The following is a 24,629-nucleotide window of genomic DNA, read 5'->3' on the forward strand; positions in this document are numbered from 1 at the left end:
AGCCGCTCGGAGGCCGGGACAGGTCAGGCGGATGAATCGCTAAGTATCCGCGCTCCCTGGCAGCATTAGCCCGTGTCACATCCGTCGGTCAGCGCTGGCCCAGCGTGGCCACCATTACCGCTTTAATCGTATGCATCCGGTTCTCGGCCTGGTCGAACACAATGCTGTGCGGCGACTCAAACACCTCGTTGCTCACTTCCATGCCGTTGGGCAGATCGTACTGTTCCGCCATCTGCTGTCCCAGCGTGGTCTGATCGTCGTGGAAGGCGGGCAGACAGTGCAGGAATTTAACCTGCGGGTTGCCGGTCAGATCGAGCATCGCCCGATTCACCTGATAGTCACGCAGCAGCGCGATACGCTCGGCCCACACCGCTTTGGCTTCGCCCATCGACACCCAGACATCGGTGTAGATAAAGTCAGCGCCTTTCACGCCGTCGGCAATATGTTCGGTGAGGGTAATTTTCCCGCCGGTCTGCTGCGCGGCTGCGCGGCACTGCGCCACCAGTTGCTCTTCTGGCCAGCAGCTCTTCGGTGCCACCAGACGCAGATCCAGCCCCACCTGTGCGGCGGCTTCCAGCATGGTGTTGCCCATGTTGTTGCGCGCATCACCTACATAAACCAGCGTCATCTCGCTGAGTTTTTTGCCCGGCAGATGCTCCTGCATGGTCAGCAGGTCGGCCAGCAGCTGGGTCGGATGAAACTCGGTGGTCAGGCCGTTCCACACCGGCACACCGGCATGTTCCGCCAGGGTTTCCACCAGTTCCTGTCCGTAACCGCGATACTGAATGCCATCGTACATCCGGCCCAGCACCCGCGCGGTGTCGCGCATCGACTCTTTATGGCCGATCTGGCTGCCACTCGGCCCAAGATAGGTGACGTTTGCACCCTGATCGTAAGCGGCAACTTCGAAAGAGCATCGGGTACGGGTCGAGTCTTTTTCGAAGATGAGCGCGATGTTTTTACCTTTCAGATGCTGCACTTCCTGGGCGCTTTTTTTCGCCCGTTTCAATTCAGCGGAAAGGGTAAGCAGATGATCAATTTCGGCGGGCGTAAAATCCAGAAGCCTGAGGAAATGGCGCTGATACAGCTGACTCATACAACACTCCGGTAATCATTAAAGTGAATTAAAATTCAATCTAACCGTATGAATATGCATTTTCAAGTGCGGGGCTAATAAACTTTTCGTTTTGTGTAGTGGCGCGACGGGCAGTATGGGAAAATAATTGATTATTGCCGAACTCAGAGAGGATATCGTCATGGCATATGAAGCATTACTGGAAGAGCAGCAGGAAGAGACGCGGCAGATTATCGAAGAGCTGCTGGAGGATGGCAGCGATCCTGATGCGCTCTATACCATCGAGCACCATCTCTCATGCAATAATTTTGATTCGCTGGAAAAAGCGGCCGTTGATGCGTTCAAGCTGGGTTATGAAGTGACCGAGCCGGAAGAGCTGGAGCTGGAAGATGGCACCACCGTGATGTGCGTCGACATCATCAGCGAATCCGCCCTGAAGCCTGAACTGATCGATGTGCAGGTTGAGCAGCTGGTGAACCTGATTGGTAAGTACAACGTCGATTACGACGGCTGGGGTACCTATTTTGAAGATCCCGATGCCGAAGATGAAGATGACGACGCCATCGAAGATGAAGATGATGATGGTATTCGCCACTAAGTAGCCGGGGCGGAGAGTTCTCCGCCTGTCACCCCTGCCACCTGTTTTAACATCATGAACTACGCACCCTTACTTGAACCGATCTATCAGTTTCTGCACTGCCGCACGCCACAGGCCTGGATTGATGAGGCGCGCAAGCCGGAAAATCTGACCCTGCTGTTAACCGACCATCTGGTGTGCGAACTGAAAGCCGCACAGACCGCGGTGTGGTTGATCCGTAAATATGTTGCCGACAAACCCAGCGGCGACGCCATTCTGGCATGGCTGAAACCCTATGAAGATTTTATCTTCCGCGAAGATGGCGACAGCGACTTTATCAACGCCCATAAGAACCTGACAAAACGTATCATCGTGCGCAATGCGCTGCCGTGGGCGGATGAGCTGGTGGAGAAGATGGTGCTGCTGATTAAAGAGGAGCTGCATCACTTCTATCAGGTGTGGGAAATTATGCAGTCTCGCGGGCTGGTCTATCAGAAGATTACCTCCAGCCGCTATGCCAAATCGCTGCTGCGCGAAGTCACCACCCATGAACCGGAAACGCTGGTGGATAAGCTGATATGCGGCGCTTACATCGAGGCGCGCTCCTGCGAACGTTTCGCCAGTCTGGCTCTTTATCTTGATGACGAACTGGCGAAGTTCTATCTGTCGCTGTTGCGCTCAGAGGCGCGGCATTATCAGGACTATTTAACCCTGGCGGCGCAGATTGCCACCAGAGACATCACGCCGCGGGTGCAGGTGATTGGGGCAACAGAAGGGCGGTTAATTAGCGAACCCGACAACGAATTACGCTTTCACAGCGGCGTACCGGCGTTCTGAAAAGAGTAAACGGCGATCTTACGATGGCCGTTTATTTTTTATATTGAACCGGGTTGATTTTATTAATAATAAAAATATAAATATTAACCATTAATCTAATGTGAACGCGTTACTTCCGCTAAATATAATTTGAGTGACCCCTCACAAAATACTTTATCTCTTCTGTTTTTTCTTTGCGGAATAACTATAGTGCTCTTGCCGGATTAGGATTGTTATTTTTCAAGCAAAACCTGATTCATAACACCTCTTTGCCAGAGAGGGTTGTGAATCAGGTTTTTTTTTGCACCGGCTATAGCCGGGGAAAAGAATCAGCGACTTTTTTTTGGCGTCCAGTTTTGCTAATAAGCATTTAATGGAAGGAGTCATTAACATGAGGGGAAAGCGAGGTATTCCGTTATTTATTTTACTGTTTTTGCAGCCACCTGGCGCATGGGCTGACTTTTCTGACGCATTATCGTTCTCTGACAATGCTTTCCTGCGTGATTCGCAACTCGATCTCAGACTGCGTAATCACTGGAAGTATCTCAAGGAAAATGAAGCGCAGCCTGCCACCGTTCATAATGCCTGGGGACAGGCGGCAAGCCTGAATTTTCTTTCCGGCTATCAGTGGGACTGGCTGGGTTTCGATGCAACCTATACCCGAGCGATCAGGCTGGGAGCCAGCGACTACTTTGCCACGCGCGGCCTGCTTTACGACAGCGGCGGTCATCGGCAAAAAAGCTGACGCGCACGGCTTCAGCAAGTTTGGTGAACGCTATCTGAAAGTGAAGTTGGGGGACGCGAATGCGGGATTTAAAGGAAAAGCGGGCTGGCAGGAGTTAAAAAACATCGGCGTGCTGACCACCACGGACCGCTTGTCACGCAACAGTTACTCAGGCTATAGCGGCGCGCTGAACGTGCAGAAGATACGGCTGGATTTGGCTTACGTGACCAAAACGCTTCGCCACGACTCGCCGGAGAGTCTTGCCCTGCAAACCCAGGACCGACGAAAAATTAATGCGATCTATACCGGTGCACTGAGCTATACCGGTGATCGCGGACGTCTCGCCTACGCATTTGGCGAAGCGGAAGCCTACCAGCGGCGTCATGTTATCGAAGCGAATTACTCGCTCTCGCCGAACTGGCGCTTGTCCTCTCAAATTTATGGCAGTCAGGGGCTGGAAAATTATAAAAGCATGGCGGCCAGCAAAAGATCGTTCGATAACCACGCGTGGCACTATGTCGGTGAAGCAGACTGGATTAACGACAGATGGACACAGAAATTCGCTGCCGCCTGGACTTCGGCGCCCAAACATAATGCGGTGGGATATTATGTGCGCCCGCTGACAAAAAATACCCGTGGGCGTTTCAACGCCCTGACCTCTGCCGGAAAAGATTATACCCGTGATAAAGAACTGGCGCTGGTGTCGCAGACGGAATTTGAAATTTCAAAAGGCATTTTTAGCGGATTTCAGATTAACTATGGACAGTTTAATTATCGTAATACGCGTATACGTTCGGGGGGAAGTTGCGCTCATAAACCGCTTCATCGAACCCCATCCGGTCCTGAAGGATTTATCGGTCTTTACGCTATTCGGTTATGGCTGGTCATATAAGAATAATAAAGAAACCCCGGTTTTTAATGCGCAAGGAAAATATATGCGTTCTCCCAGCCTTTCTGCCGAGATCGCGGTTGAGTATAAATTAAACCTGTTCAGATAAGGAAAATACGATGAAGAGAATAGTTAAAGCGTTGCTGATTCTTATTGTGGTTGGGGCTGTCGCAGGCGAAGCCCTTGCCGCCGATGTCACTCTCTACGTTACGCGGCACGGTAAAACGATGTTCAACACGGTGCATCGCGCGCAGGGATGGGCAGATACTCCGTTAACGCCAGCGGGCGTGGAGGTGGCGCAAAAGCTGGGACGCGGTCTGCAGACGATCCCGTTTATCGCCGTCTGGTCCAGCGATGCTGGCAGAGCGAGAGAAACCGCGCAGCTTGTGATGCAGGCATGGAAAACGCCGCTGCCGCTGAACGAACGCCGGGAATTGCGGGAAGTGGGCTTTGGCCTGTATGAGGGCGATCTGAATAATAATATGTTGAACGATGCCGCCCATCAGTTGGGATTTGCATCCGACACGGCGCTAATGGAGGCCTATGGCAAAGGCAAGGTTCATGTCGACAGGATCATAGACGCTATCCGGCAGGCGGAAGCGTCAGGCACGCCGGCACTGAAAGGCATTAAATCAGCAGGCATGGCCGAAAGCTATCAGCAGGTTGCGAAGCGAATGGTCGATAGCCTGACTGAGATAGCGCAGCAGGCCCGGCAGCAGGGCGGCGGTAACGTTCTGGTGGTCACGCATGGCCTGGCGATTACAGCGCTACTGCAGGCGCTTGGCGATACGTCGTTAAACCAGACGCTGGACAATGCGAGCGTGACCCGGCTGCGCTATACCGACAGCGGAGAGTTCGTGATTGAATCCATCAACGATATGAGTTACGTAGAGCGCGGCTTATAACTTCCGCAACATACGCACTTCGCAGTCGACATGGCCGGTGCAGCCCATCGCGCTGTCGATATGCTCGAAGCCGAGTGACTCATAAAGTTTAATGGCCCGCGTCAGGCTGGCGGTGGTTTCCAGATAGCAGCGACGGAAGCCGTGGCTGCGTGCATGTTCTATCGCCCGCAATGCCAGTTCGCGAGCCAGACCCTGACCGCGTACCTCTGGCAGAAAGTACATCTTTTGCAGTTCGCAGATATCGGGCGCGCTGCAGGCGAGCGGCGCAACACCGCCGCCGCCGACCACCTTGCCCTGATACTCAACAATCCAGTAGGCGCTCTGTTCGGCACTGTAAAGCTCAAACAGCTGGTCGAGTTGCGGATCGGAAACGGTGTAGCCTTTGTCAGCCGTCAGGCCGAACTCCGCGGAAACGTCGCGGATCACCTGGGCGATATGCGGATTATCGGCGGCAGTAATCGGCCGCACCTGGAGGTCAATAAGCGGGGTGGCGCTGGTCGTCATCATCTCTTCCGGATTTGTACGAGGTCAATAAAAAAAGCCGGGCAAGCCCGGCTTTATGAATAAGCTGTCAGCTAAGACGCTTACAATGCCGCAATGACCGCCTGCTGTTCAATCAGTTTTGCTTTTGATTGTTGCAGGTCCGCTACGCGTTCGCGCTCTTTCGCCACCACCGCTTCCGGGGCGCGCGAAACAAAGCCTTCGTTCGCCAGCTTGGTCTCGATCTTCTCGATTTCCACATCCAGCTTAACCAGCTCTTTCGCCAGACGCTCCAGCTCAGCGGTTTTATCCACCAGATCCGCCATCGGGATCAACAGCTCTGCGCCTTCAACCAGTTTGGTCACCGACACCGGACCTTTCTCGCCCGCAGGCAGAATGGTCAGGCTTTCCAGACGCGCCAGGCGCGACAGGAAGTTGCGGTTGGCTTCAACGCGACGCAGCGCCGCAGGCGAGCAGTCACGCAGCAGCACATCCAGCGGCTTGCTCAGTGCGATGTTCATCTCGGCACGGATATTACGCACCGCCACGATCGCCTGTTTCATCCACTCAATGTCCGCTTTCGCTTCGGCATCTTCTTTCGCCGCATCGTACTGCGGGAAAGGCTGCAGCATGATGGTGTCGTCGCTGATATTTTTCAGCCCCTTCACGCGCTGCCAGATGGTTTCAGTGATAAACGGAATGATCGGATGCGCCAGACGCAGCAGCGCTTCCAGCACGTGAACCAGCGTATGACGGGTGCCACGCAGTTCAGATTCACTGCCGCTGTTCATGACCGGCTTGGTCAGCTCCAGATACCAGTCGCAGAACTGGTTCCAGGTGAAGTCATACAGCAGGTTAGCCGCGATATCGAAACGGTAGCTATCCAGCGCTTCACGGTACGCTTTCACCGTGTTGTTGAACTCGGTCAGGATCCAGCGATCTGCCAGCGACAGCGTCATTTCGCCGCCATTCTGTCCGCAATCCTGCTCTTCGGTGTTCATCAGCACAAAGCGGCTGGCGTTCCACAGCTTGTTACAGAAGTTGCGATAGCCTTCCAGGCGCTTCATGTCCCAGTTGATGTCGCGACCGGTAGAGGCCAGCGCCGCCAGGGTGAAACGCAGCGCATCGGTGCCTGATGGCTCGATGCCGTCCGGGAACTGCTTCTCGGTACGTTTGCGGATTTTCTCCGCCAGCTGTGGCTGCATCATGTTGCCGGTGCGTTTTTCCAGCAGTGCTTCCAGTGAAATGCCGTCGACCATATCCAGCGGGTCAATCACGTTGCCCTTGGATTTCGACATCTTCTGACCTTCTTCATCACGGATCAGACCGGTCATGTAGACGGTTTTAAACGGTACCTGTGGTTTGCCGTTTTCATCTTTGATGAAGTGCATGGTCAGCATGATCATGCGGGCAATCCAGAAGAAGATGATGTCGAAGCCGCTGACCAGCACGCTGGTCGGATGGAAAGTACGCAGCGCTTCGGTGTTTTCCGGCCAGCCCAGGGTGGAGAAGGTCCACAGACCTGAGGAGAACCAGGTATCCAGCACGTCATCATCCTGACGCAGCGCGACGTCGGCGGCCAGGTTGTTCTCAGCCCGCACTTCGTCTTCGGTGCGGCCGACGTAGACGTTACCGTTGTCGTCATACCACGCCGGGATGCGGTGACCCCACCAGAGCTGACGGGAGATACACCAGTCCTGAATATCGCGCATCCAGGAGAAGTACATGTTTTCGTACTGCTTCGGTACAAACTGGATGTCGCCGTTTTCAACGGCTTCAACCGCGACTTTCGCCAGCGGTGCGGTACGCACATACCATTGATCAGTCAGCATCGGCTCGATAACCACGCCGCCACGGTCGCCGTAAGGCACGGTCAGATCGTGAGGTTTGATCTCTTCAAGCAGGCCGAGTTCATCGACAGCGGCAACAATCGCTTTGCGCGCCGCGAAGCGTTCCATGTTCTGGAAAGCCGCCGGGATCTCATCGGAACAGGCATCGCTGGCTTCGCCATTGGTGTCATACACCTGAGCACGGTCGCGGATATCGCCGTCGAAGGTCAGGATGTTGATCATCGGCAGTTTGTGACGACGGCCGACTTCGTAGTCGTTGAAGTCATGCGCCGGGGTGATCTTGACGCAGCCGGTGCCTTTTTCCATGTCGGCATGTTCGTCGCCAACGATAGGGATAAGACGGCCAACCAGCGGCAGCATCACAAATTTGCCGATCAGATCTTTGTAACGTGGATCTTCCGGGTTAACGGCGACGCCGGTATCGCCCAGCAGGGTTTCCGGACGCGTGGTGGCGACCACCAGATAATCTTTGCCGTCGGCGGTTTTTGCGCCGTCAGCCAGTGGATAGCGGATATGCCACATCGAGCCTTTGCTCTCGCGGTTTTCCACTTCCAGGTCGGAGATTGCGGTACGCAGTTTTGGATCCCAGTTCACCAGGCGTTTGCCACGGTAGATCAGGTTCTCTTTATAGAGGCGAACAAACACCTCTTTCACGGCGTTGGAAAGGCCGTCGTCCATGGTGAAGCGCTCGCGCTCCCAGTCGACGGAGTTGCCCAGACGGCGCATCTGGCGGGTAATGGTGCCGCCGGATTCTGCTTTCCACTGCCAGATTTTGTCGATGAACGCATCACGGCCATAGTCCTGGCGCGTCTTGCCCTCTTCAGCCGCAATTTTGCGCTCAACCACCATCTGCGTGGCGATGCCCGCGTGGTCCGTACCCGCCTGCCACAGGGTATTTTTCCCCTGCATGCGCTGGTAACGGATCATGGTGTCCATGATGGTTTGCTGGAAGGCGTGACCCATGTGCAAGCTACCGGTGACGTTCGGCGGCGGGATCATGATGCAAAAGCTTTCCTGGCTGGTATCGCCATTCGGTTTGAAGTAGCCCTGCTTTTCCCAATGCTCGTAAAGCGGCTGCTCGATATCTTGCGGGTTATATGTCTTTTCCATTTCTGCTATGTCGTTTGCGGCTGTGGTGGCGCTGCCGTATTCAATTGGAATCCAACGCTGCGATACGCTTTATAGCGGTCGCGCGCCAGTTGTTTGAGCGTGTCTTCGTAAGGAACGAAGTCTATCACTTCATGGAAAGCAGTAGCAAAATCTGCGAAGTGGGGCAGCAGGCTAATCAGCAGGTCACGCGGTGAACTGCCGCGACGCTGTGGCCAGGCCAGCTCAACCGGCGCACCGTAGCGCGGGCCTTCACCCGCCAGGTTATGCGGCACGAAGGCGTTTGCCGGTCGTTGCCACAGCGCTTCGTCGAGACGAATGGCTTGCTGTTCATCTTCGCAGGCGATCAACACCCGCTTTCCGGCCCGCCAGCGTGTTTCCGCCAGATTGCACACCAGCGCTTCAACGGCGCTAAGGCCATCGCTCGTTGCATCGGTTTCCAGCACGTAGAAGGTTGCGTTTTTCATCGGTTTGCTCATCAGAAGATCAAGGGCGGAATGATATCCGCCCTTGCTGTCAGAAAAGAGGGCGCTTAATCGTCGCCGTTCAATCCTGCCCGATTCAACAGAAATTGCGACAGCATCGGCACCGGACGTCCGGTGGCGCCTTTGGCCTTGCCGGAGCGCCAGGCGGTACCGGCGATATCCAGGTGTGCCCAGTTATATTTGCGGGCAAAGCGTGCCAGGAAGCAGGCGGCGGTAATCGCGCCGCCGGGACGTCCACCAATGTTCGCCATATCGGCAAAGTTGGACTCCAGCTGCTCCTGGAACTCATCCGCCATCGGCAGACGCCAGGCGCGATCGCCTGACTGCTCCGAGGCGCTGATCAGCTCATGCGCCAGCGGATTGTGGTTCGACAGCAGGCCACTGATGTGATGACCCAGCGCAATCACGCAGGCACCGGTCAGCGTCGCGACGTCAATCACCACTTCCGGATCGAAACGTTCAACATAGGTCAGCGCATCGCACAGGACCAGGCGGCCTTCGGCATCGGTGTTCAGCACCTCAACCGTCTGGCCAGACATGGTGGTCAGCACGTCGCCCGGACGCATCGATCGGCCATCCGGCATGTTTTCACAGCCCGCCAGCACGCCAACCACGTTCAGCGGCAGATTCAGCTCTGCCACCATACGCATCACGCCATAGACGGCGGCCGCGCCGCACATGTCATACTTCATTTCGTCCATGCTGTCGGCAGGCTTGATGGAGATGCCGCCGGAGTCAAAGGTCAGCCCTTTACCCACCAGCACAATCGGACGTGCTTCCGCATCCGGATTGCCTTTGTATTCAATTACCGACATCAGCGATTCGTTTTGCGAACCGGCCCCGACAGCGAGATAGGCGTTCATGCCCAGCTCTTTCATCTGCTGTTCGCCAATGACGCGGGTGGTGACATTTTTGCTGAAGGCATCCGCCAGCTGACGCGCCTGTGACGCCAGATAGGCGGCGTTACAGATATTAGGTGGCATGTTGCCGAGATCTTTAGCCGCTTTCATACCGGCAGCGACCGCTAATCCATGCTGGATCGCCCGTTCGCCGCTGGTCAGTTCACGGCGGGTCGGCACGTTAAAGACCAGCTTGCGCAGCGGACGACGTGGCTCTGCTTTGTTACTTTTCAGCTGGTCAAAGTTGTAGAGCGCCTCTTTGGAGGTCTCTACTGCCTGACGCACTTTCCAGTAGGTGTTGCGGCCTTTGACATGCAGCTCGGTCAGGAAGCAGACCGCTTCCATTGAGCCGGTGTCGTTGAGCGTGTTAATGGTTTTCTGAATGACCTGCTTGTACTGGCGTTCATCCAGCTCACGCTCTTTACCGCAGCCAATCAGCAGAATACGCTCGGACAGGATATTTGGCACATGATGCAGCAGCAGTGTCTGGCCCACTTTTCCTTCCAGCTCGCCGCGGCGCAGCAGGGCGCTGATGTAGCCGTCGCTGATTTTATCCAGCTGCTCGGCAATCGGTGACAGACGACGCGGTTCGAAAACGCCAACGACAATGCAGGCACTGCGCTGTTTTTCCGGGCTTCCGCTTTTTTACACTGAACTCCATGCACTCTCCTGAATCTTAAAGACAACGGCCGCTGCTGCCGCTAGAATGTAGCGCGCTCATGACCCATTTATTCATCGTCGCAGCATGACATTCTGCTGCTGGAGGTCATAATGAATCAGGGTGACAAGATGTTGTTTTTTCACCACCCGGACGCGTTTTTCATACAAATTTAGCTACGGCGACGGCCATTGATGAAGAAAAATGGCTGATAAGCGTTGAAACTAGCGATTTTCCTGCAAAAAAGACAAGTTTTCACAGGCGTACTAAGCGTGATCATCATTAGATATCTGGTTCGGGAAACGCTCAAAAGCCAGCTGGCTATCCTGTTTATCCTGCTACTCATCTTCTTTTGTCAGAAGTTAGTCAGGATCCTGGGTGCCGCGGTGGATGGCGAAGTGCCGACAAACCTCGTTCTGACCTTGTTAGGACTCGGTGTGCCTCAAATGGCACAACTTATACTGCCCTTAAGTCTGTTTCTGGCGATCCTGATGACGCTGGGGCGGCTCTACACGGAAAGTGAAATTACCGTGATGCACGCCTGCGGCCTGAGTAAGGCCGTCCTGGTGAAAGCGGCGATGGTGCTGATGCTGTTTACCTCGATAGTGGCGGCAGTAAACGTCATCTGGCTGGGGCCGTGGTCATCCCGCTATCAGGATGAGGTGACGCAGAACGCCAAAGCGAACCCGGGTGCGGCAGCAATGGCCGCCGGACAGTTCCAGACCTCCAGCGACGGCAGCGCCGTGCTGTTTGTCGAGGATGTGAAGGGCAACAACTTTGGTAACGTGTTCCTGGCGCAGTTACGGCCAAAGGGCAACGCGCGACCATCGGTGGTGCTGGCTGACAGCGGTCACATGGAGCAGCATAAAGATGGCTCGCAGGTGGTGACGCTGGATAAAGGCACCCGTTTTGAGGGCACCGCACTGCTGCGTGATTTCCGTATCACCGACTTCACCAATTATCAGGCCATCGTAGGCTATAAAGCGGCAACGCTCGATCCTAACGATGCAGAACAGGCAAGCCTGACCGACCTGTTCGCGAATAAGACACCTGAGTTTCAGGCCGAGCTGCACTGGCGTCTGACGCTGGTGTTCTCGGTGCTGGTGATGGCGCTGATGGTGGTGCCGCTCAGCGTGGTGAACCCACGCCAGGGGCGCGTGCTGTCGATGCTGCCCGCCATGATGCTCTATCTGATTTTCTTCCTGTTGCAGAGCTCGCTGAAGTCGAGCGGCGCGAAAGGGCGGCTCGATCCGGCGCTCTGGATGTGGGTGGTGAATATCAGCTATCTGGTGCTGGCGGTGCTCCTTAACCTGTGGGATACGGTGCCGATGCGTCGGATTCGCGCCCGCTTTACCCGCGGAGGGTCGGTCTGATGTTTCGCGTACTTGACCGCTATATCGGTAAAACCATTTTCAATACCATTATGCTGACGCTGTTCATGCTGGTGTCGCTTTCCGGCATCATCAAGTTCGTCGATCAGCTGCGCAAGACCGGCCAGGGCAGCTACAACGCGCTGAGCGCCGGTTACTACACGCTTCTTAGCGTACCCAAAGATATTGAGATCTTTTTCCCGATGGCGGCCCTGTTGGGCGCACTGCTGGGACTGGGTGCGCTGGCGCAGCGCAGTGAACTGGTGGTGATGCAGGCGGCGGGCTTTACCCGCATGCAGGTTGCGCTGTCAGTGATGAAAACGGCGATTCCGCTGGTGTTGCTGACCATGGCGATAGGTGAGTTTGTTGCGCCCTCGGGCGAGCAGATGGCGCGTAACTACCGGGCGCAGCAGCTTTACGGTGGCGCACTGGTCTCGACGCAGAACGGTCTGTGGGCGAAAGATGGCAATAGCTTTATCTTTATCGAGCGCATTAAAGGCGACAACGAAATTGATGGCGTGAGCATCTACAGCTTTAACGATCAGCGTCGTCTGCAGAGTGTGCGTTACGCGGCGACGGCGACCTGGGATGCGGCTAAGAAGCGCTGGATACTGTCGCAGGTTGATGAGTCTAACCTGACCGATCCTAAGCAGATTACCGGTTCACAGAGTCTGAGTGGCGAGTGGAAAACCAATCTGACGCCGGACAAGCTGGGTGTGGTTGCGCTGGATCCTGACGCGTTATCGATTCGCGGTCTGCATAGCTACAGCAAATATCTGAAGCAGAGCGGCCAGGAATCGGGACGTTATCAGTTGAATATGTGGAGCAAAATCTTCCAGCCGCTGTCGGTGGCGGTGATGATGCTGATGGCGCTGTCGTTTATCTTTGGTCCGCTGCGTAGCGTGTCGATGGGTGTGCGTGTGGTAACCGGTATCAGCTTTGGTTTCCTGTTCTACGTGCTGGACCAGATTTTCGGTCCGCTGAGTCTGGTTTACGGTCTGCCGCCGATTCTGGGGGGCGATTCTGCCGAGTTTTGCGTTCTTCGCTATCAGTATGTTTATGTTGATTAAGCGGCGCTAAGCGCAATGAATGCAGTAAAAGAAAAGGCCGCGCAAGCGGCCTTTTTTGTTTTTAAAGTGAAGGCTCAGGGAGCATACGCCTTCCACAAAGACGCAAAAGCGCCATCCGTGGCGGCTCAGCGCGGGCCATCCCTGGCCCGCGATGCTTTGCTACAGGCGTATGCTCCCATCGCTTTACGTTTGGTATCCGTCTGGAAGAGGCGGTTCCAGCGACTGGGAGCGGCTTCAGGCTATCCCGCTTGTGTTATTCAGGGCAGGCTTCAATCGCTTTACGTTTGGCAGCCGTCCGGGAGTAACGGTTTCAGCGGCTTTATTCTGCGCTGATGCCCTGTTTATGCGGAGTGCCGGGTCGTCTCTTTCAGTGTCCTGATAAGTTGCTCTCTGTTCAGGGCTACACAATAGGCGGGCGTCGCACGCTCGAAACGCCAGCCTTCCGCTAATGCTCCCGCATCCACCGCATCAAATCCAAAGGCTTCATATAATGCCGTGGCGGTCGCTTTCCCATCGCTATCATCTCCCGCCAGCGGTAACGCCTGCCGGTTAGCATCGCCCGGCGGCAGGCCCTGAGTTTCAAGATCGGTCATGCGGATGGCATTGAATGCCTTGGTGATGCGGCTGCCAGGAAGCAGGCGGGCAAGCCGTTCACTGGTGCTGATGCGGCCATTGAGCAGCTCTTCAATTTCGCCATCGCGGTCGGGATAGTAATTGACCGCATCAAGCACGATTTTTCCTCTTAATTCTGTGGCCGGAAGTTGTTCCGTTGCCGTGAGCGGCACGGCAATCACCACCACGTCGCCGAACTCTGCGGCCTCGGTGGCGGTACCGGTTTCACAGCCAATCATCGGTTTCAGGCTGAACAGCGTTCGTGGATCACGCGAGTTGCTGAGCATCACCTGATGTCCTGCCTGAATCGCCAGTTTTGCAATCGCCCGGCCAACAAAGCCTGCGCCAATAATGCCTATTTTCATACGTTTCTCCTCGATGAGTTTCACGCACTGACCTTAATTAAAAACAGGAGGTGAATAAATCGACAAACAGACGCAATATAAACAACCAACAGGAGGGAATCATGGATCGGCTTACCAGCATGAACGTGTTCGTTACCGTCGCGGAATCGGGCTCGTTTGCCGCAGCCGCCGGGCATTTGCAAATCTCACCGCAGATGGTGGCGAAGCATATCGCCATGCTGGAGAAGCATCTCGGTACGCTGCTTCTGCATCGCACCACCCGACGACAAAGTCTGACGGATGTGGGCCGCAACTATTTCGAACGCTGCAAAATCGTGCTGGCAGAGGTGCAGGAAGCGGATGCGATCGCGCTGGATATGCAGCAGCGGCCGTCCGGTACGCTGAAGGTCAGCGCCCCGGTCACGTTTGGTTCTTTTAGCCTGGCGCCGTTTGTGACCCGCTATCTTGACCGGTTTCCGGAAACGCAGGTCGATCTTGAACTCAGCGATCGGCTGGTCGATCCGTTTGAAGAGGGTTATGAGGTGGTGATCCGGATTGGTGCGCTGGCGGACAGTTCGATCATTGCCCATCCACTGCAGCCCTACCGGCTGATAGCCTGCGCGTCGCCAGCCTATCTGGCGCGGCACGGTGTGCCGGCCACGCCAGCGGAGCTGGTGAATCACGCCTGTCTCGTTTATGGCATCTGGTCGCCATCAAAACCCTGCCGCTGGGTATTCAGCCAGGCCGGTAAGGTTGAAGAGGTACATCCGCAGGGGCGCATGCGATCGAATGACTGGAAAGCGCTCCTGCATGCGGCGCTGGAGGGTTATGGCATTACCCTGGGGCCGGCCTCCATTCTCTCTGAAGAGATCAGACAGGGGCGGCTGGTCCAGGTGCTGCCCGATTATGCCGGGCCAGCACGACCCATGCATGTGCTGATCCCGGCGGGCCGCCGCCAGACGGTGAAAATCCGCAGTTTTGTTAGCGCCATTATCACCGAGTTTGGCCTCTATCCACCCCAATCCGGTTAAACCAGGCGGTTATCGGCTCAGCAGCGGGAGTAACTGAGGCAGCTGCGACAACAGGTAGAGAATCAGCCCGATGGTGCCGCCAACCAGCGTGCCGTTGATGCGGATAAACTGCAGGTCTTTGCCGATATTGAGTTCGATCTGCTGCGACATGTCGCGTGCATCCCAGCTCTTCACGGTGTCGCTGATGTGGCGCGTCAGGAAGCCAGCAAACTCTGGCGCAACGCTGCGTGCGGCCTGTTCCAGATGCTGATTCATCGAGTCACGCAGCGCCGGGTCGGCCGCCAGGGTTTCGCCCAGCCACAAGGCTGCACCGCGCACTTTCTCCTGCACCCGTGAGTCATCACTGCTGAGATCCGCCTTGAGCCAGTTGCGCATATCATTCCACAGCTCGCCGATGTAGCGGTTGAATGAGGCATCTTCTTTCAGCCAGCCTTTGATCTCCTCGGCACGCTCTGCCATTTCCGGGTCGTTCTGCAGTTTAACGATCAGCTTGTCGACCGCCCGGTTAAAGCCGAGGCGCAGCTCATGCCCCTGATCCAGCGCCACATCATCCAGCAGTGAATCGACCGCGTTTGCTACCAGCTCGGCGCTGTGCTCGCCCAGCCATTCGGTCGGCAACATTTTGGCTTTAATCGGATGCTCGCGTTTCAGCCAGCGCACCAGCTGCATGGCAATAAACTCGCGGGTACTGGGCTTATGCAGCAGCTTCAGTAGCTGTTCGATTGCCGCGTCCAGCAGCGCCTGATGACGGTTGTTTTTCGTCAGGCTCTCCAGCAGCAGGGCGCTGGTCTGGCTGAGATCGACCTTGTCGATGGCGCGATGCACTGCACGACGCATGAAATTCTGGATCCGTGTGTCATCGGTCAGATCAAGGAAGCCGCGCATGACCTGCAGCAGATGGCGGCCAATGCGGTCAGCATTGCCCGGCGCATTCAGCCATTGCGCCAGCAGGTTGGAAGGATCGTGACGGCGAATCAGATTCAGCAGCGAGTCGGTATCAAGAAACTTCTCCTGCACAAAGCGACCGAGGTTTTCACCGATACGATCTTTGTTGCGCGGAATGATGGCGGTATGACGCGAGATAAAGGGCACCGGCACGCGCCGGAACAGGGCGACCACCGCGAACCAGTCCGCCAGCGCGCCGACCATCGCAGCTTCCGCAATCGCTTTTACGCCGCTGACCCAGAAGCCGGGCGGCAGAAAAAGCGTAACGATAAAGGTAATTGCGGCCAGCAGTAACAGCAGCAGCGCCAGACGTTTCGTCCGTTTCAGTTCGTGTTGTTTATCCATATCCTGATCTTAGCAGAGAGCCGGTTTCATCGGCGACGACCACCCAGCAGGCTGCCGAGTACGCCACGGATGATCTGATTGGTAATCTGGCGCGTAGCGCTTTTCGCCATGGTCTGCACCACGCCATCGTGCTTGCCGCCGCGCGGGCCGGTTCGGCCAAACAGGATATCTTTTAGCCCGCCGAGAATACCGTTGTCTACCGCGACATCGTCGCCTTTCGCCGGGGGCGCACTGGCCTGATCGCTGGCGGCCTGAAACCCTTTTTGCAGCTTCTCAAATGCCGATTCGCGATCAACTTCGCTGTCATATTTGCCATAGAGCGGTGAATGGTTGATCAGGCCGTTGCGTTCATCGCCTGTGACCGGACCCATACGTGAGCCGGGCGCAATGACCATGGCGCGCTCTACCACCGACGGACTGCCTTTGGCATCCAGGAAGGAGATCAGCGCTTCGCCGGTGCCCAGCGCCTGAATCGCCTCGACGCTGTCAAACGCCGGATTGGCGCGCAGGGTATCGGCGGCGGTTTTTACCGCTTTCTGATCTTTAGGGGTGAAGGCGCGCAGGGCGTGCTGAACGCGGTTGCCGAGCTGGCCCAGCACCCGATCGGGAATATCCGCCGGGTTCTGGGTGACGAACCAGACGCCGACCCCTTTGGAGCGGATCAGCCGCATGACCTGTTCTATTTTCTCCAGCAGCACCGGCGGCGCGTCGGTAAACAGCAGGTGCGCCTCATCAAAGAAGAACACCAGCTTTGGCTGATCGAGATCGCCCGCTTCCGGCAGATGCTCATAAAGCTCCGACAGCAGCCACAGCAGGCTGGTGGCGTAGAGTTTCGGCATCTGGTAGAGCTTCTCAGCAGAGAGGATGTTGATGACGCCTTTGCCGTTGCTGTCGACACGCATCCAGTCGGCAATATCCAGCATCGGTTCACCAAAGAAGTGCTCCGCGCCCTGTTGCTCCAGCGTCAGTAACCCGCGCTGGATGGCGCCGACCGAGGCGCTGTTGATATTGCCGTAGTGGGTCTGGAAGCTTTTGGCGTTGTCACCGATGTATTGGGTCATGGCGCGCAGATCTTTGAAGTCCAGCAGCAGCAAACCCTGATCATCGGCGATGCGGAAAATAATCTGCAATACGCCACTCTGCACCTCATTCAGGTTCAGCAGTCGCGCCAGCAGCAGCGGCCCGAGATCGGAGACGGTAGCGCGAACCGGATGGCCTTTCTCGCCGAAGATATCCCACAGCACCACCGGATTGCTCTGCGGCTGCCAGTCGGTGACGCCGATTTTCGCCAGCCTCTCCTGCAGCTTTTCGCTGGACTGGCCAGCCATCGCCACGCCCGTCAAATCGCCTTTAACGTCAGCCATAAAGACCGGCACGCCGCTGGCGGAGAACGATTCAGCCAGTTTCTGCAGCGTAACGGTTTTACCGGTGCCGGTCGCGCCGGTGATCAGGCCGTGGCGGTTGGCCATTTGCGGCAACAGATGAAGTTCGACGTCTGGCGTACGGGCAATCAGTAGCGGGGAAGTCATGATTTTCCACTCTCAGGCATTAGGTTATGCCTGAAGGATAGCAAGCCGGAGCGGCACAGGAGGAGAACTATTCATCAAAAAAAAGGCTGCTGCCCGGCGAGCAGCGGCCTGCAACAGTGGTTTACTTCTGCACCTCTTCAAAATTGAGCAGGCTGACCCCGATGCCCTGCTGCAGGTGACTGAGGTTGCTGCGCACCGCCACCTGGGTTGCGCCCTGTAACAGCACGACAAACGGCGAATCCTGCTGGATGCGGGTTTGCAGCCCGGTGTAGAGATTGCGACGTTTCACCGCATCGCTCTCTCCGGCGGCGGCGCGGGTCTGTGCACTCAGCTCCGGAATCGTCCAGCCGACGCGCCACGCCAGGGTTTTGCCGCCGCCCGGCACGTTATAGGCAAAGGTGCTGGCATTGGTATTGGGATCGATGTAGTCCGCGCCCCAGTAAGTAAAGATGGCCTGGAAGTCCCGGCTGCGCATTTTGCTCCACAGCTCCGATTCCGCCACCGGCTGGATATCAAGCTGCACATCCGCTTTGGCAAAGCTGGCCTGCAGTGCCTGCGCCACATCAATGTAAGGCGGCTGGTTCACCACCGTCAGCGCGATATGGGTGCCAGGTTTGATGCCACCTTTTTTGCAGTATCGCCTGCGCCTTTTTCAGATCGTAATGGAATGGTGTCGTGTTCAGCGCACCATCGAAGCCATCCGGCAGGAAGCTCTGATGAATGCGGTACTGACCTTTCAGCAGCTGGTTCGCCAGGCTGTCATAGTCAACCAGCCAGCGCGCCGCCTGCCACAACGCCGGATTCCCCAGCGCCGGTTGCTGCGGGCTTTGGGTGTTAAAGCCCAGGTAGTAAACCAGGCTGGAAGGGAAGGCATCAATACGCACATTGGCGGTGTTCTTCAGCGCGGTAATCTGATCCGGGCCGAGCTGATAGGCGACATCCACATCACCCTGCTGGATCAGCAGACGGCGGCTGCCCGGATCGGCCACACCTTTCAGCAATACCCGCTTCAGATGCGGCTTCCGGATGCTGTTGGGATTGGCTTCCAGCACCAGCGCCTGCAGCGGGACAAACTGTTTGATGGCATAGGCGGCGCTGCCGGCGGAGTGCACCTTCAGCCAGCTATTGCCGTAATCGTTGTTGCTGGCGTGCTGCTGCGCCAGTTTGCTGTCGACGATGGAGGAGACCGGCGCGGTCAGCAGGCGCAGCGCCAGATCGCTGCCGATCTCCGCTGGCCAGCGCAGCTCAAGCTGGTGGTCGTTGATCACCGTAAACTGCTGATCGATGTTTTCTGGCGTCCAGCCAAATTCACCCAGAATAAAAGAGGGCGCTTTATTGAGTTTTACCGCGCGGGTTAATGAGAAGACCACATCCTGTGCGGTCACGGGATGACCACTGGCGAAGCGGGCCTGCGGATTAAGATCAAACACCAGGCTATGAGGCGTTTTGCCTGCCTGCCAGCGCGTGGCCGCCAGCGGCGAGAGCTGCTGCGGATTCTGATGATCCGGCTCCAGCAGCGTCTGGTAGATATTGCGCAGGCTACTGTTGCTGACGGTCTCAAAACTTTCCGCCGGGTCGAAACTGATGATGCCATCAAGCGGAACGGCAATTACCAGCGTGTCGCCAGGCGTGGCGGCGTGTGCCGGGTGAACCAGTGCCAGAGCCGTAAACAGGGACAAGAGTGTTTTTCGCATTGAGGGTTATCCTGAGTCGTTGATAGCTCTACTCTATCGGGCGTCGGATAATCTCCAAATGCGGGTTTCTTATGAGCTTTGCACAATTATTAGCGTAGTCATTCAGGCAAAGAGACAAAATAAGATAATGACGGTCAGTAATTATTTTATTGTCATTTTACAGCGGGCGGAATAAAGCCGGTTTTACTCAGCCGATCACAAATTGCGCACAGTCTGATTGTATGACTATCAAAGTCACTATAGTGTTAACGATGAGAATCATTCTCTTGTATGGAAGTATGATATTTTTTTATCGGTTATCTGGCGTGATGATGTCAGGGCGAAAATAATAACCCTCATTCCTGCGTTAAAAGAGTTAAATACCCGATGTTTATGCGGTTTTACCCCCGATTTCCGCGCTGTAAATCTTTTACCTCTCCGCAACCCTTTCGCAACACCATGATAAACTTTTACTAAGACACATCTTAAATTCAATTTTTACATTCAGACATATCTATATCCCTAAGATTGCCAGGTTATTAACCGATAAGTTCCGTTAGTCACCGAACCATAATTCTACCTGCCCTTGTCTGTTCTGCCGTCGTCTGTGCCGCGTGCGTTGATCTCTGCGGGGAGTTTTCCGCCTGCACTCAGCCTTTCAGCTTCATAACAAATAAAGCGGGTATTTAGCAGATGAGAGTCGTGCGGATATGCTTTTAGAAAAACCCACCACCAGGCGTAAATTTTTGCTCGGTTCACTGCTGGCGTTGCCATTAAGTGAACTGGTCTTCAAAGGCATTACTGCGGCACAGGCAGCAGAAATGGCCGCACCGGAGTTAGCCGATTACAAACCGATCTTTTTTAGTGCCGATGAGTGGCAGTTTATCCTGGCTGCCACTGACCGTTTGATTCCGGCGGGCGGCAAAGGCAAAGCGCCGGGCGCGCTGGAAACTAACGTGCCGATCTTTATCGATCAGCAGCTGCACAGCGAAGCGTTTGGCAGCGAAATCTACATGCAGGGGCCGTTCAATACGCAGGCGCCCGCAACCATGGGTTACCAGATCCCGTTCCGCCCACAGCAGATGTATCAGACCGGTATCCGGCTGATTAATCAGTGGTCGCAGAACACCCATCAGAAAGCGTTTCATGCACTGACGCTGGAAGAGAAAGATGCGGTACTGACCCAGGTAAACAAAAACGAGATCGACTTTGCCGCACTGGGCGAAGCCGATCTTAAGCCTGCGCATTTCTTCAGCCAGCTGCTTTCCGATACCAAGCATGGCTACCTTGCTGACCCGATGTACGGCGGTAATAAAGGCATGAAAGCCTGGATCGCCATCGGCTTCCCCGGCGCGCGTGCCAGCTTCACCGAATGGGTGAAACAGCACAACGTTCCTTATCCGCTGGGTCCGGTCAGTGTGAAGGGCGAACGCGCGTAGGGCGCGTCCACATCAGGTATTTGAAACAGGATTATCATGGCACAGGTTACTAAAAAAGAAGTCGACGTCGTGGTCTGCGGCCTCGGCTGGGCAGGCTCGCTGATGAGCATCGAGCTGGCACTGGCAGGTCTGGACGTGCGCGCCCTTGAGCGCGGCGGCGATCGCGATTATGACGAGTTCGCCTACCCGAAACCGGCGGATGAATACGCCTATGCGGTGCGCAACAAAGTGTTTGCCACTCCCGCCGAAGTGGCGGTCACCGTCCGCTACAACAGCAGCCAGACGGCATTGCCAACCCGTAAATGGGGTGCGTTTGCACCGGGCACCGGCGTAGGCGGTTCCGGCCTGCACTGGACGGCGGTACTGATCCGTCCGACACCAACCGATATCAAACTGAAGACCTATGTCGACGAGGCTTACAAGCCGGGCATTCTGCAGGATGATATGCGGGTGATGGACTTCCCGTTCAGCTGGGAAGAGATCGAACCTTACTACTACAAATTCGAACTGATTTGCGGCCAGTCGGGCAACACTGGCAACCTGCGCGGCAAAATCCTGGAAGGCGGCGATCCGTTTGAAGGCCCGCGTTCTGAGCCTTATCCGCTGCCTGCGCTGGATGACACGCTGAACAACGTGATGTTCAAAGAGGTGGCGACCAAACTCGGTTACCATCCGTTCCCGAACCCGTCGGCCTGCGTGTCGCGTGCGTGGAAAAACCCGTACGGCAACCAGATCGCGCCGTGCAACTACTGCGGCTACTGCAGTAAATATCCCTGCCTGAACTACTCCAAAGCGTCGCCGCAGACCGCCGTAATGGATTCACTGAAGCGTATGCCGAACTTCTCCTATGAAGTGAATGCGGAAGTGATCAAGGTCGTGCTGAACGATGATAAGAAAACTGCGAAAGGCGTGATCTACATCGATGCACACGGCAACGAGTGCTTCCAGCCAGCGAAAATCGTGGTGCTGAGCAGCTTCCAGCTCTACAACGTGCGTCTGATGCTGCTCTCCGGCATCGGCAAGCCTTACAACCCGATTACCGAAGAAGGTGTGGTAGGGCGTAACTACGCGTTCCTGTCCAACGGCGGCGCGACGCTGTTCTTTAAAGATAAAAACTTCAATCCGTACGCTACGGCGGGCGCGACCGGCCAGATGTTTAACGATATCTCGCCAGGCAACTTCGACGGCCCATCACTCGGCTTCCTCGGCGGCGCGAAGATCCACAGCTCACAGGCGACCGGTACGCCGATCAGCACCGCGCTGCCAAAAGGCACGCCGACCTGGGGCATGGGATACAAGGAAGGTCTGGAGGAGTGGTACGGTCATTCAATGAAGATCAGCATCACCACTACCTGTCAGTCTTACCGCGATATCTATCTGGATCTCGATCCGAACTACAACGATCACCGTGGCCTGCCACTGCTGCGCATGACCTTCAACTGGAAAGAGAATGAGCTGAAGCTGCAGCAGCACCTGAAAGGCATCGTCGGCAATATCGCGAAAGAGCTGAACCCTGACAGCATGAGCATGAGCTTCCTGCCAATGGGCGCGGATTTCGATCTGACCAAATATGTCTCTACCCACAACGTGGGCGGGGCCGTAATGGGCGACAACCCGAAAACCTCGGCGCTGAACAAGTATCTGCAGAGCTGGGACGTGCATAACGTCTTTGTGCCGGGCGGCAACGCTTTCCCGCAGAACTTCCAGGCGAACCCGACCGATACCATCGGTGCGATCACCCTGATGGCGGCACAGGCGATCAAAGATCAGTATCTGAAAAATCCCGGCCCACTGGTACAGGCATAAGCGCATGAATAAGCTGAAACTGAAGTCTTTTATCTTTGCCAACGCGGTGCTGTTAGCCAGCGGATTTGCGCTGCCGGTTCACGCCGAAGATGAAGCGCAACTGATTAAGCAGGGCGAATATCTCTCGCGGCTGGGCGACTGCATGGCCTGCCACTCACTGCCTGGCAAGCCTGACTATTCAGGCGGGCTGGCGATTGAGTCGAACCTTGGCACCATCTTCTCCACCAACATCACGCCCGATAAGCAGCACGGCATCGGCAACTACAGCGAGCAGCAGTTCTCTGACGCGGTGCGCAAAGGGGTATTACCGGACGGTTCGCATCTCTATCCGGCGATGCCTTATCCTGATTACGCCAAAATCAGTGATGCCGACATCCACGCGCTTTACGTCTACTTCATGAAAGGCGTGCAGCCAAGCGCAGAACAGCCGCCGGAAACCGATCTGAGCTTCCCGTTCAGCCAGCGCTGGGGCATGCGTTTCTGGAACTGGGCGTTCGCCTCGGATAAGCCGTTCCAGCCGATTGGTGGAGCTTCTGAAGAGGTCAACCGCGGTGCCTATATCGTGGAGAGTCTGGGTCACTGCGGCAGCTGCCATACGCCGCGCGGTCTGGGCATGAACGAGAAAGCGCTGGATAGCGGTGACGATAAATTCCTGGCAGGCGGCAGCCTGAACAACTGGGATGTGCCGTCACTGCGTGGCCTGCCGCGCTGGAGCGAGCAGGAAGTGGTGGACTACCTGCAGACCGGCCGCAACGATAAAGCGGCGGTGGGCGGCGAGATGACCTCGGTGATTGAGCACAGCAGCTCACACATGACCGACGCCGATCTGAAAGCCATCGCGGCCTACCTGAAGTTCCTGGGCGGCAACCCGCCATTGCAGGCGTACAACGTGCAGGCGCAGCAGGCAACGGAAGCGAAACTCACTGCCGCGAAGAACCTGAGCGAAGGCGAGCGTCTTTATCTGGATAACTGCGGTGCCTGTCACTTCGTGACCGGCAAAGGCGCGCCAGGGATCTTCCCGGAGCTGGATCAGGCGACGATCGTCAATGCCAAGGATCCAACCGGATTGATCCACACCATCCTGGCCGGCGCACAGCAGCCTTCCACCGCGAAGGCCCCGTCGAAACTGGCGATGCCAGGCTTTGGCCAGCGTCTGAGTGATGAAGAGGTGGCGCAGCTGGCGACCTTTATTCGCCAGGGCTGGAGCAACACCGCGCCAGCGGTGAGCAAAGATCAGGTTGCTGAAGTGCGTAAAACGCTGAAGTAATCGAGTTTTCCCCTCTGCCCGTTCGGAGAGGGGAAATCCCGGATTAGTGAAAGGTGCGCACCACTTCCAGCACGCCGTTAATGATAAACTGCACGCCCATACAGACCAGTAAAAATCCCATCAGGCGCGATATCGCCTCAATGCCGCTTTTACCCACCAGCCTCATGATGGCACCCGAGCTGCGCAGTGAAACCCACAGAATCAGACTCACCAGCAGGAAGATCAGCACTGGCGCGACGGTGATGACCCAGGCCGGAAAGTCGACGCCGCTTCTCACCGTCGAGGCAGAGGAGATGATCATCGCAATGGTACCTGGCCCGGCCGTGCTTGGCATCGCCAGCGGCACAAAGGCGATATTCACCGGCTCTTTGGCTTCATCCAGCTCATCCAGTTTCTGCTTTGCTTCGACAGAATGGCCGGCAGGTTTAGCCGGAAACAGCATCCGAAAACCGATAAAGGCGACGATCAGACCCCCCGCCATGCGCAGGCCAGGAATGGAGATGCCGAAGGTATTCAGCACCGCGCTGCCCGCGTACCACGCCACCATCATGATGGCGAAGACATAGATAGAAGCCTGGCGCGCCTGTCGGTTGCGCTCCTGGAAGTTCATCTCACCCGCCAGCCCCAGAAACAGCGCCACGGTGGTGAGTGGATTGGCGAGCGGCAGGATCACCACCAGCCCCAGACTGACTGCTTTAATTAACTCCAGCATGACAAATCGCCTTTTCCGTGG

At 56.1% G+C, this 24,629-nt stretch carries 19 protein-coding genes and 3 pseudogenes; 12 read left to right on the top strand and 10 right to left on the bottom strand.

Going from position 1 to position 24,629, the window contains the following annotated elements; genetic code table 11:
* Nucleotides 1-88: 88 nt before the first annotated feature.
* Nucleotides 89-1,096: an ornithine carbamoyltransferase gene (gene argF, locus JNO11_RS01740; protein WP_033780487.1), complete on the bottom strand. Its 1,008-nt coding sequence runs from the start codon at nt 1,094-1,096 to the stop codon at nt 89-91.
* Nucleotides 1,097-1,256: 160 nt separating this feature from the next.
* Between argF and rraB the strand changes: the two genes are divergently transcribed.
* From rraB to JNO11_RS01765, 5 genes are all read left to right on the top strand, one after another.
* Nucleotides 1,257-1,673 (top strand): ribonuclease E inhibitor RraB, encoded by a 417-nt coding sequence (rraB, locus tag JNO11_RS01745; RefSeq protein WP_010251675.1) that lies wholly within the window; start codon nt 1,257-1,259, stop codon nt 1,671-1,673.
* Nucleotides 1,674-1,727: 54 nt separating this feature from the next.
* On the top strand, nt 1,728-2,489 hold the full coding sequence (miaE, locus tag JNO11_RS01750; protein WP_325176855.1) for a tRNA isopentenyl-2-thiomethyl-A-37 hydroxylase MiaE: 762 nt from the start codon (nt 1,728-1,730) through the stop codon (nt 2,487-2,489).
* 370 nt (nt 2,490-2,859) lie between these two features.
* Nucleotides 2,860-3,213, top strand: coding sequence for an OprD family outer membrane porin (locus tag JNO11_RS01755; protein WP_325176856.1), 354 nt, complete (start codon nt 2,860-2,862; stop codon nt 3,211-3,213).
* The gene (locus JNO11_RS01760; protein ID WP_325176857.1) at nt 3,161-4,084 is read left to right on the top strand and encodes a hypothetical protein; all 924 of its coding nucleotides are present in this window, start codon (nt 3,161-3,163) and stop codon (nt 4,082-4,084) included. The genes JNO11_RS01755 and JNO11_RS01760 overlap by 53 nt, the downstream gene beginning before the upstream one ends.
* Before the next feature lie 116 nt (nt 4,085-4,200).
* On the top strand, nt 4,201-4,986 hold the full coding sequence (locus JNO11_RS01765; protein WP_033770889.1) for a histidine phosphatase family protein: 786 nt from the start codon (nt 4,201-4,203) through the stop codon (nt 4,984-4,986).
* On the opposite strand, the gene JNO11_RS01770 is transcribed toward JNO11_RS01765, so the two are convergent.
* The 4 genes and pseudogenes from JNO11_RS01770 to pepA form a co-directional block, all read right to left on the bottom strand.
* On the bottom strand, nt 4,981-5,490 hold the full coding sequence (locus JNO11_RS01770) for a GNAT family N-acetyltransferase (protein ID WP_010251663.1): 510 nt from the start codon (nt 5,488-5,490) through the stop codon (nt 4,981-4,983). The two genes, JNO11_RS01765 and JNO11_RS01770, sit on opposite strands and share 6 nt — an antisense overlap.
* An 80-nt stretch (nt 5,491-5,570) precedes the next feature.
* Nucleotides 5,571-8,426: a valine--tRNA ligase gene (locus JNO11_RS01775; RefSeq protein WP_010671782.1), complete on the bottom strand. Its 2,856-nt coding sequence runs from the start codon at nt 8,424-8,426 to the stop codon at nt 5,571-5,573.
* A 5-nt stretch (nt 8,427-8,431) separates the two neighbouring features.
* Complete coding sequence (locus JNO11_RS01780) at nt 8,432-8,890, bottom strand: DNA polymerase III subunit chi (RefSeq protein ID WP_010251657.1); 459 nt, start codon at nt 8,888-8,890, stop codon at nt 8,432-8,434.
* Between the two features lie 65 nt (nt 8,891-8,955).
* Nucleotides 8,956-10,468 (bottom strand): annotated as a pseudogene (pepA, locus tag JNO11_RS01785) (leucyl aminopeptidase).
* Between the two features lie 269 nt (nt 10,469-10,737).
* Here pepA and lptF point away from each other — a divergent pair.
* The 3 genes and pseudogenes from lptF (at nt 10,738) to JNO11_RS01800 (ending at nt 13,238) form a co-directional block, all read left to right on the top strand.
* Nucleotides 10,738-11,838, top strand: coding sequence for an LPS export ABC transporter permease LptF (gene lptF / locus JNO11_RS01790; protein ID WP_010251651.1), 1,101 nt, complete (start codon nt 10,738-10,740; stop codon nt 11,836-11,838).
* Nucleotides 11,838-12,915 (top strand): annotated as a pseudogene (gene lptG, locus JNO11_RS01795) (LPS export ABC transporter permease LptG). Before lptF ends, lptG begins: the two are co-directional and overlap by 1 nt.
* Before the next feature lie 5 nt (nt 12,916-12,920).
* Nucleotides 12,921-13,238, top strand: coding sequence for a hypothetical protein (locus JNO11_RS01800; protein ID WP_325176858.1), 318 nt, complete (start codon nt 12,921-12,923; stop codon nt 13,236-13,238).
* Between the two features lie 8 nt (nt 13,239-13,246).
* On the opposite strand, the gene JNO11_RS01805 is transcribed toward JNO11_RS01800, so the two are convergent.
* A complete protein-coding gene (locus JNO11_RS01805; RefSeq protein WP_033770895.1) occupies nt 13,247-13,882 on the bottom strand; it encodes an NAD(P)-binding domain-containing protein in 636 nt (211 codons plus the stop codon).
* Between the two features lie 101 nt (nt 13,883-13,983).
* On the opposite strand from JNO11_RS01805, the gene JNO11_RS01810 reads away from it, so the two are divergent.
* Nucleotides 13,984-14,892 carry a LysR family transcriptional regulator gene (locus JNO11_RS01810; protein WP_010251641.1) on the top strand — a complete coding sequence of 303 codons (909 nt, stop codon included), beginning with the start codon at nt 13,984-13,986 and terminating at the stop codon, nt 14,890-14,892.
* A 9-nt stretch (nt 14,893-14,901) separates the two neighbouring features.
* On the opposite strand, the gene JNO11_RS01815 is transcribed toward JNO11_RS01810, so the two are convergent.
* The 3 genes and pseudogenes from JNO11_RS01815 to JNO11_RS01825 all read right to left on the bottom strand — a co-directional run bounded on the left by JNO11_RS01815 (nt 14,902) and on the right by JNO11_RS01825 (nt 19,405).
* Nucleotides 14,902-16,182 carry a DUF445 domain-containing protein gene (locus JNO11_RS01815; protein ID WP_033759683.1) on the bottom strand — a complete coding sequence of 427 codons (1,281 nt, stop codon included), beginning with the start codon at nt 16,180-16,182 and terminating at the stop codon, nt 14,902-14,904.
* 26 nt (nt 16,183-16,208) lie between these two features.
* Nucleotides 16,209-17,711, bottom strand: coding sequence for a DUF853 domain-containing protein (locus JNO11_RS01820; RefSeq protein WP_325176859.1), 1,503 nt, complete (start codon nt 17,709-17,711; stop codon nt 16,209-16,211).
* 121 nt (nt 17,712-17,832) lie between these two features.
* A pseudogene (locus JNO11_RS01825) lies at nt 17,833-19,405 on the bottom strand (ABC transporter substrate-binding protein).
* 689 nt (nt 19,406-20,094) lie between these two features.
* Between JNO11_RS01825 and JNO11_RS01830 the strand changes: the two are divergent.
* From JNO11_RS01830 to JNO11_RS01840, 3 genes are read left to right on the top strand one after another with little or no spacing between them, the layout of a single operon-like run.
* On the top strand, nt 20,095-20,823 hold the full coding sequence (locus JNO11_RS01830; protein ID WP_010251628.1) for a gluconate 2-dehydrogenase subunit 3 family protein: 729 nt from the start codon (nt 20,095-20,097) through the stop codon (nt 20,821-20,823).
* Between the two features lie 36 nt (nt 20,824-20,859).
* On the top strand, nt 20,860-22,629 hold the full coding sequence (locus tag JNO11_RS01835; RefSeq protein ID WP_325176860.1) for a GMC family oxidoreductase: 1,770 nt from the start codon (nt 20,860-20,862) through the stop codon (nt 22,627-22,629).
* Between the two features lie 4 nt (nt 22,630-22,633).
* Nucleotides 22,634-23,896, top strand: a complete 1,263-nt coding sequence (locus JNO11_RS01840) for a cytochrome c (RefSeq protein WP_010671773.1) — start codon at nt 22,634-22,636, stop codon at nt 23,894-23,896.
* A 43-nt stretch (nt 23,897-23,939) separates the two neighbouring features.
* Here JNO11_RS01840 and JNO11_RS01845 read toward each other — a convergent pair whose 3' ends face one another.
* The gene (locus JNO11_RS01845; RefSeq protein ID WP_010251618.1) at nt 23,940-24,608 is read right to left on the bottom strand and encodes a MarC family NAAT transporter; all 669 of its coding nucleotides are present in this window, start codon (nt 24,606-24,608) and stop codon (nt 23,940-23,942) included.
* Nucleotides 24,609-24,629 lie beyond the last annotated feature (21 nt).

The sequence above is a fragment of the Pantoea sp. 1B4 genome, assembly GCF_016925765.1.
GTDB classification, from domain to species: Bacteria; Pseudomonadota; Gammaproteobacteria; order Enterobacterales; family Enterobacteriaceae; genus Pantoea; species Pantoea agglomerans.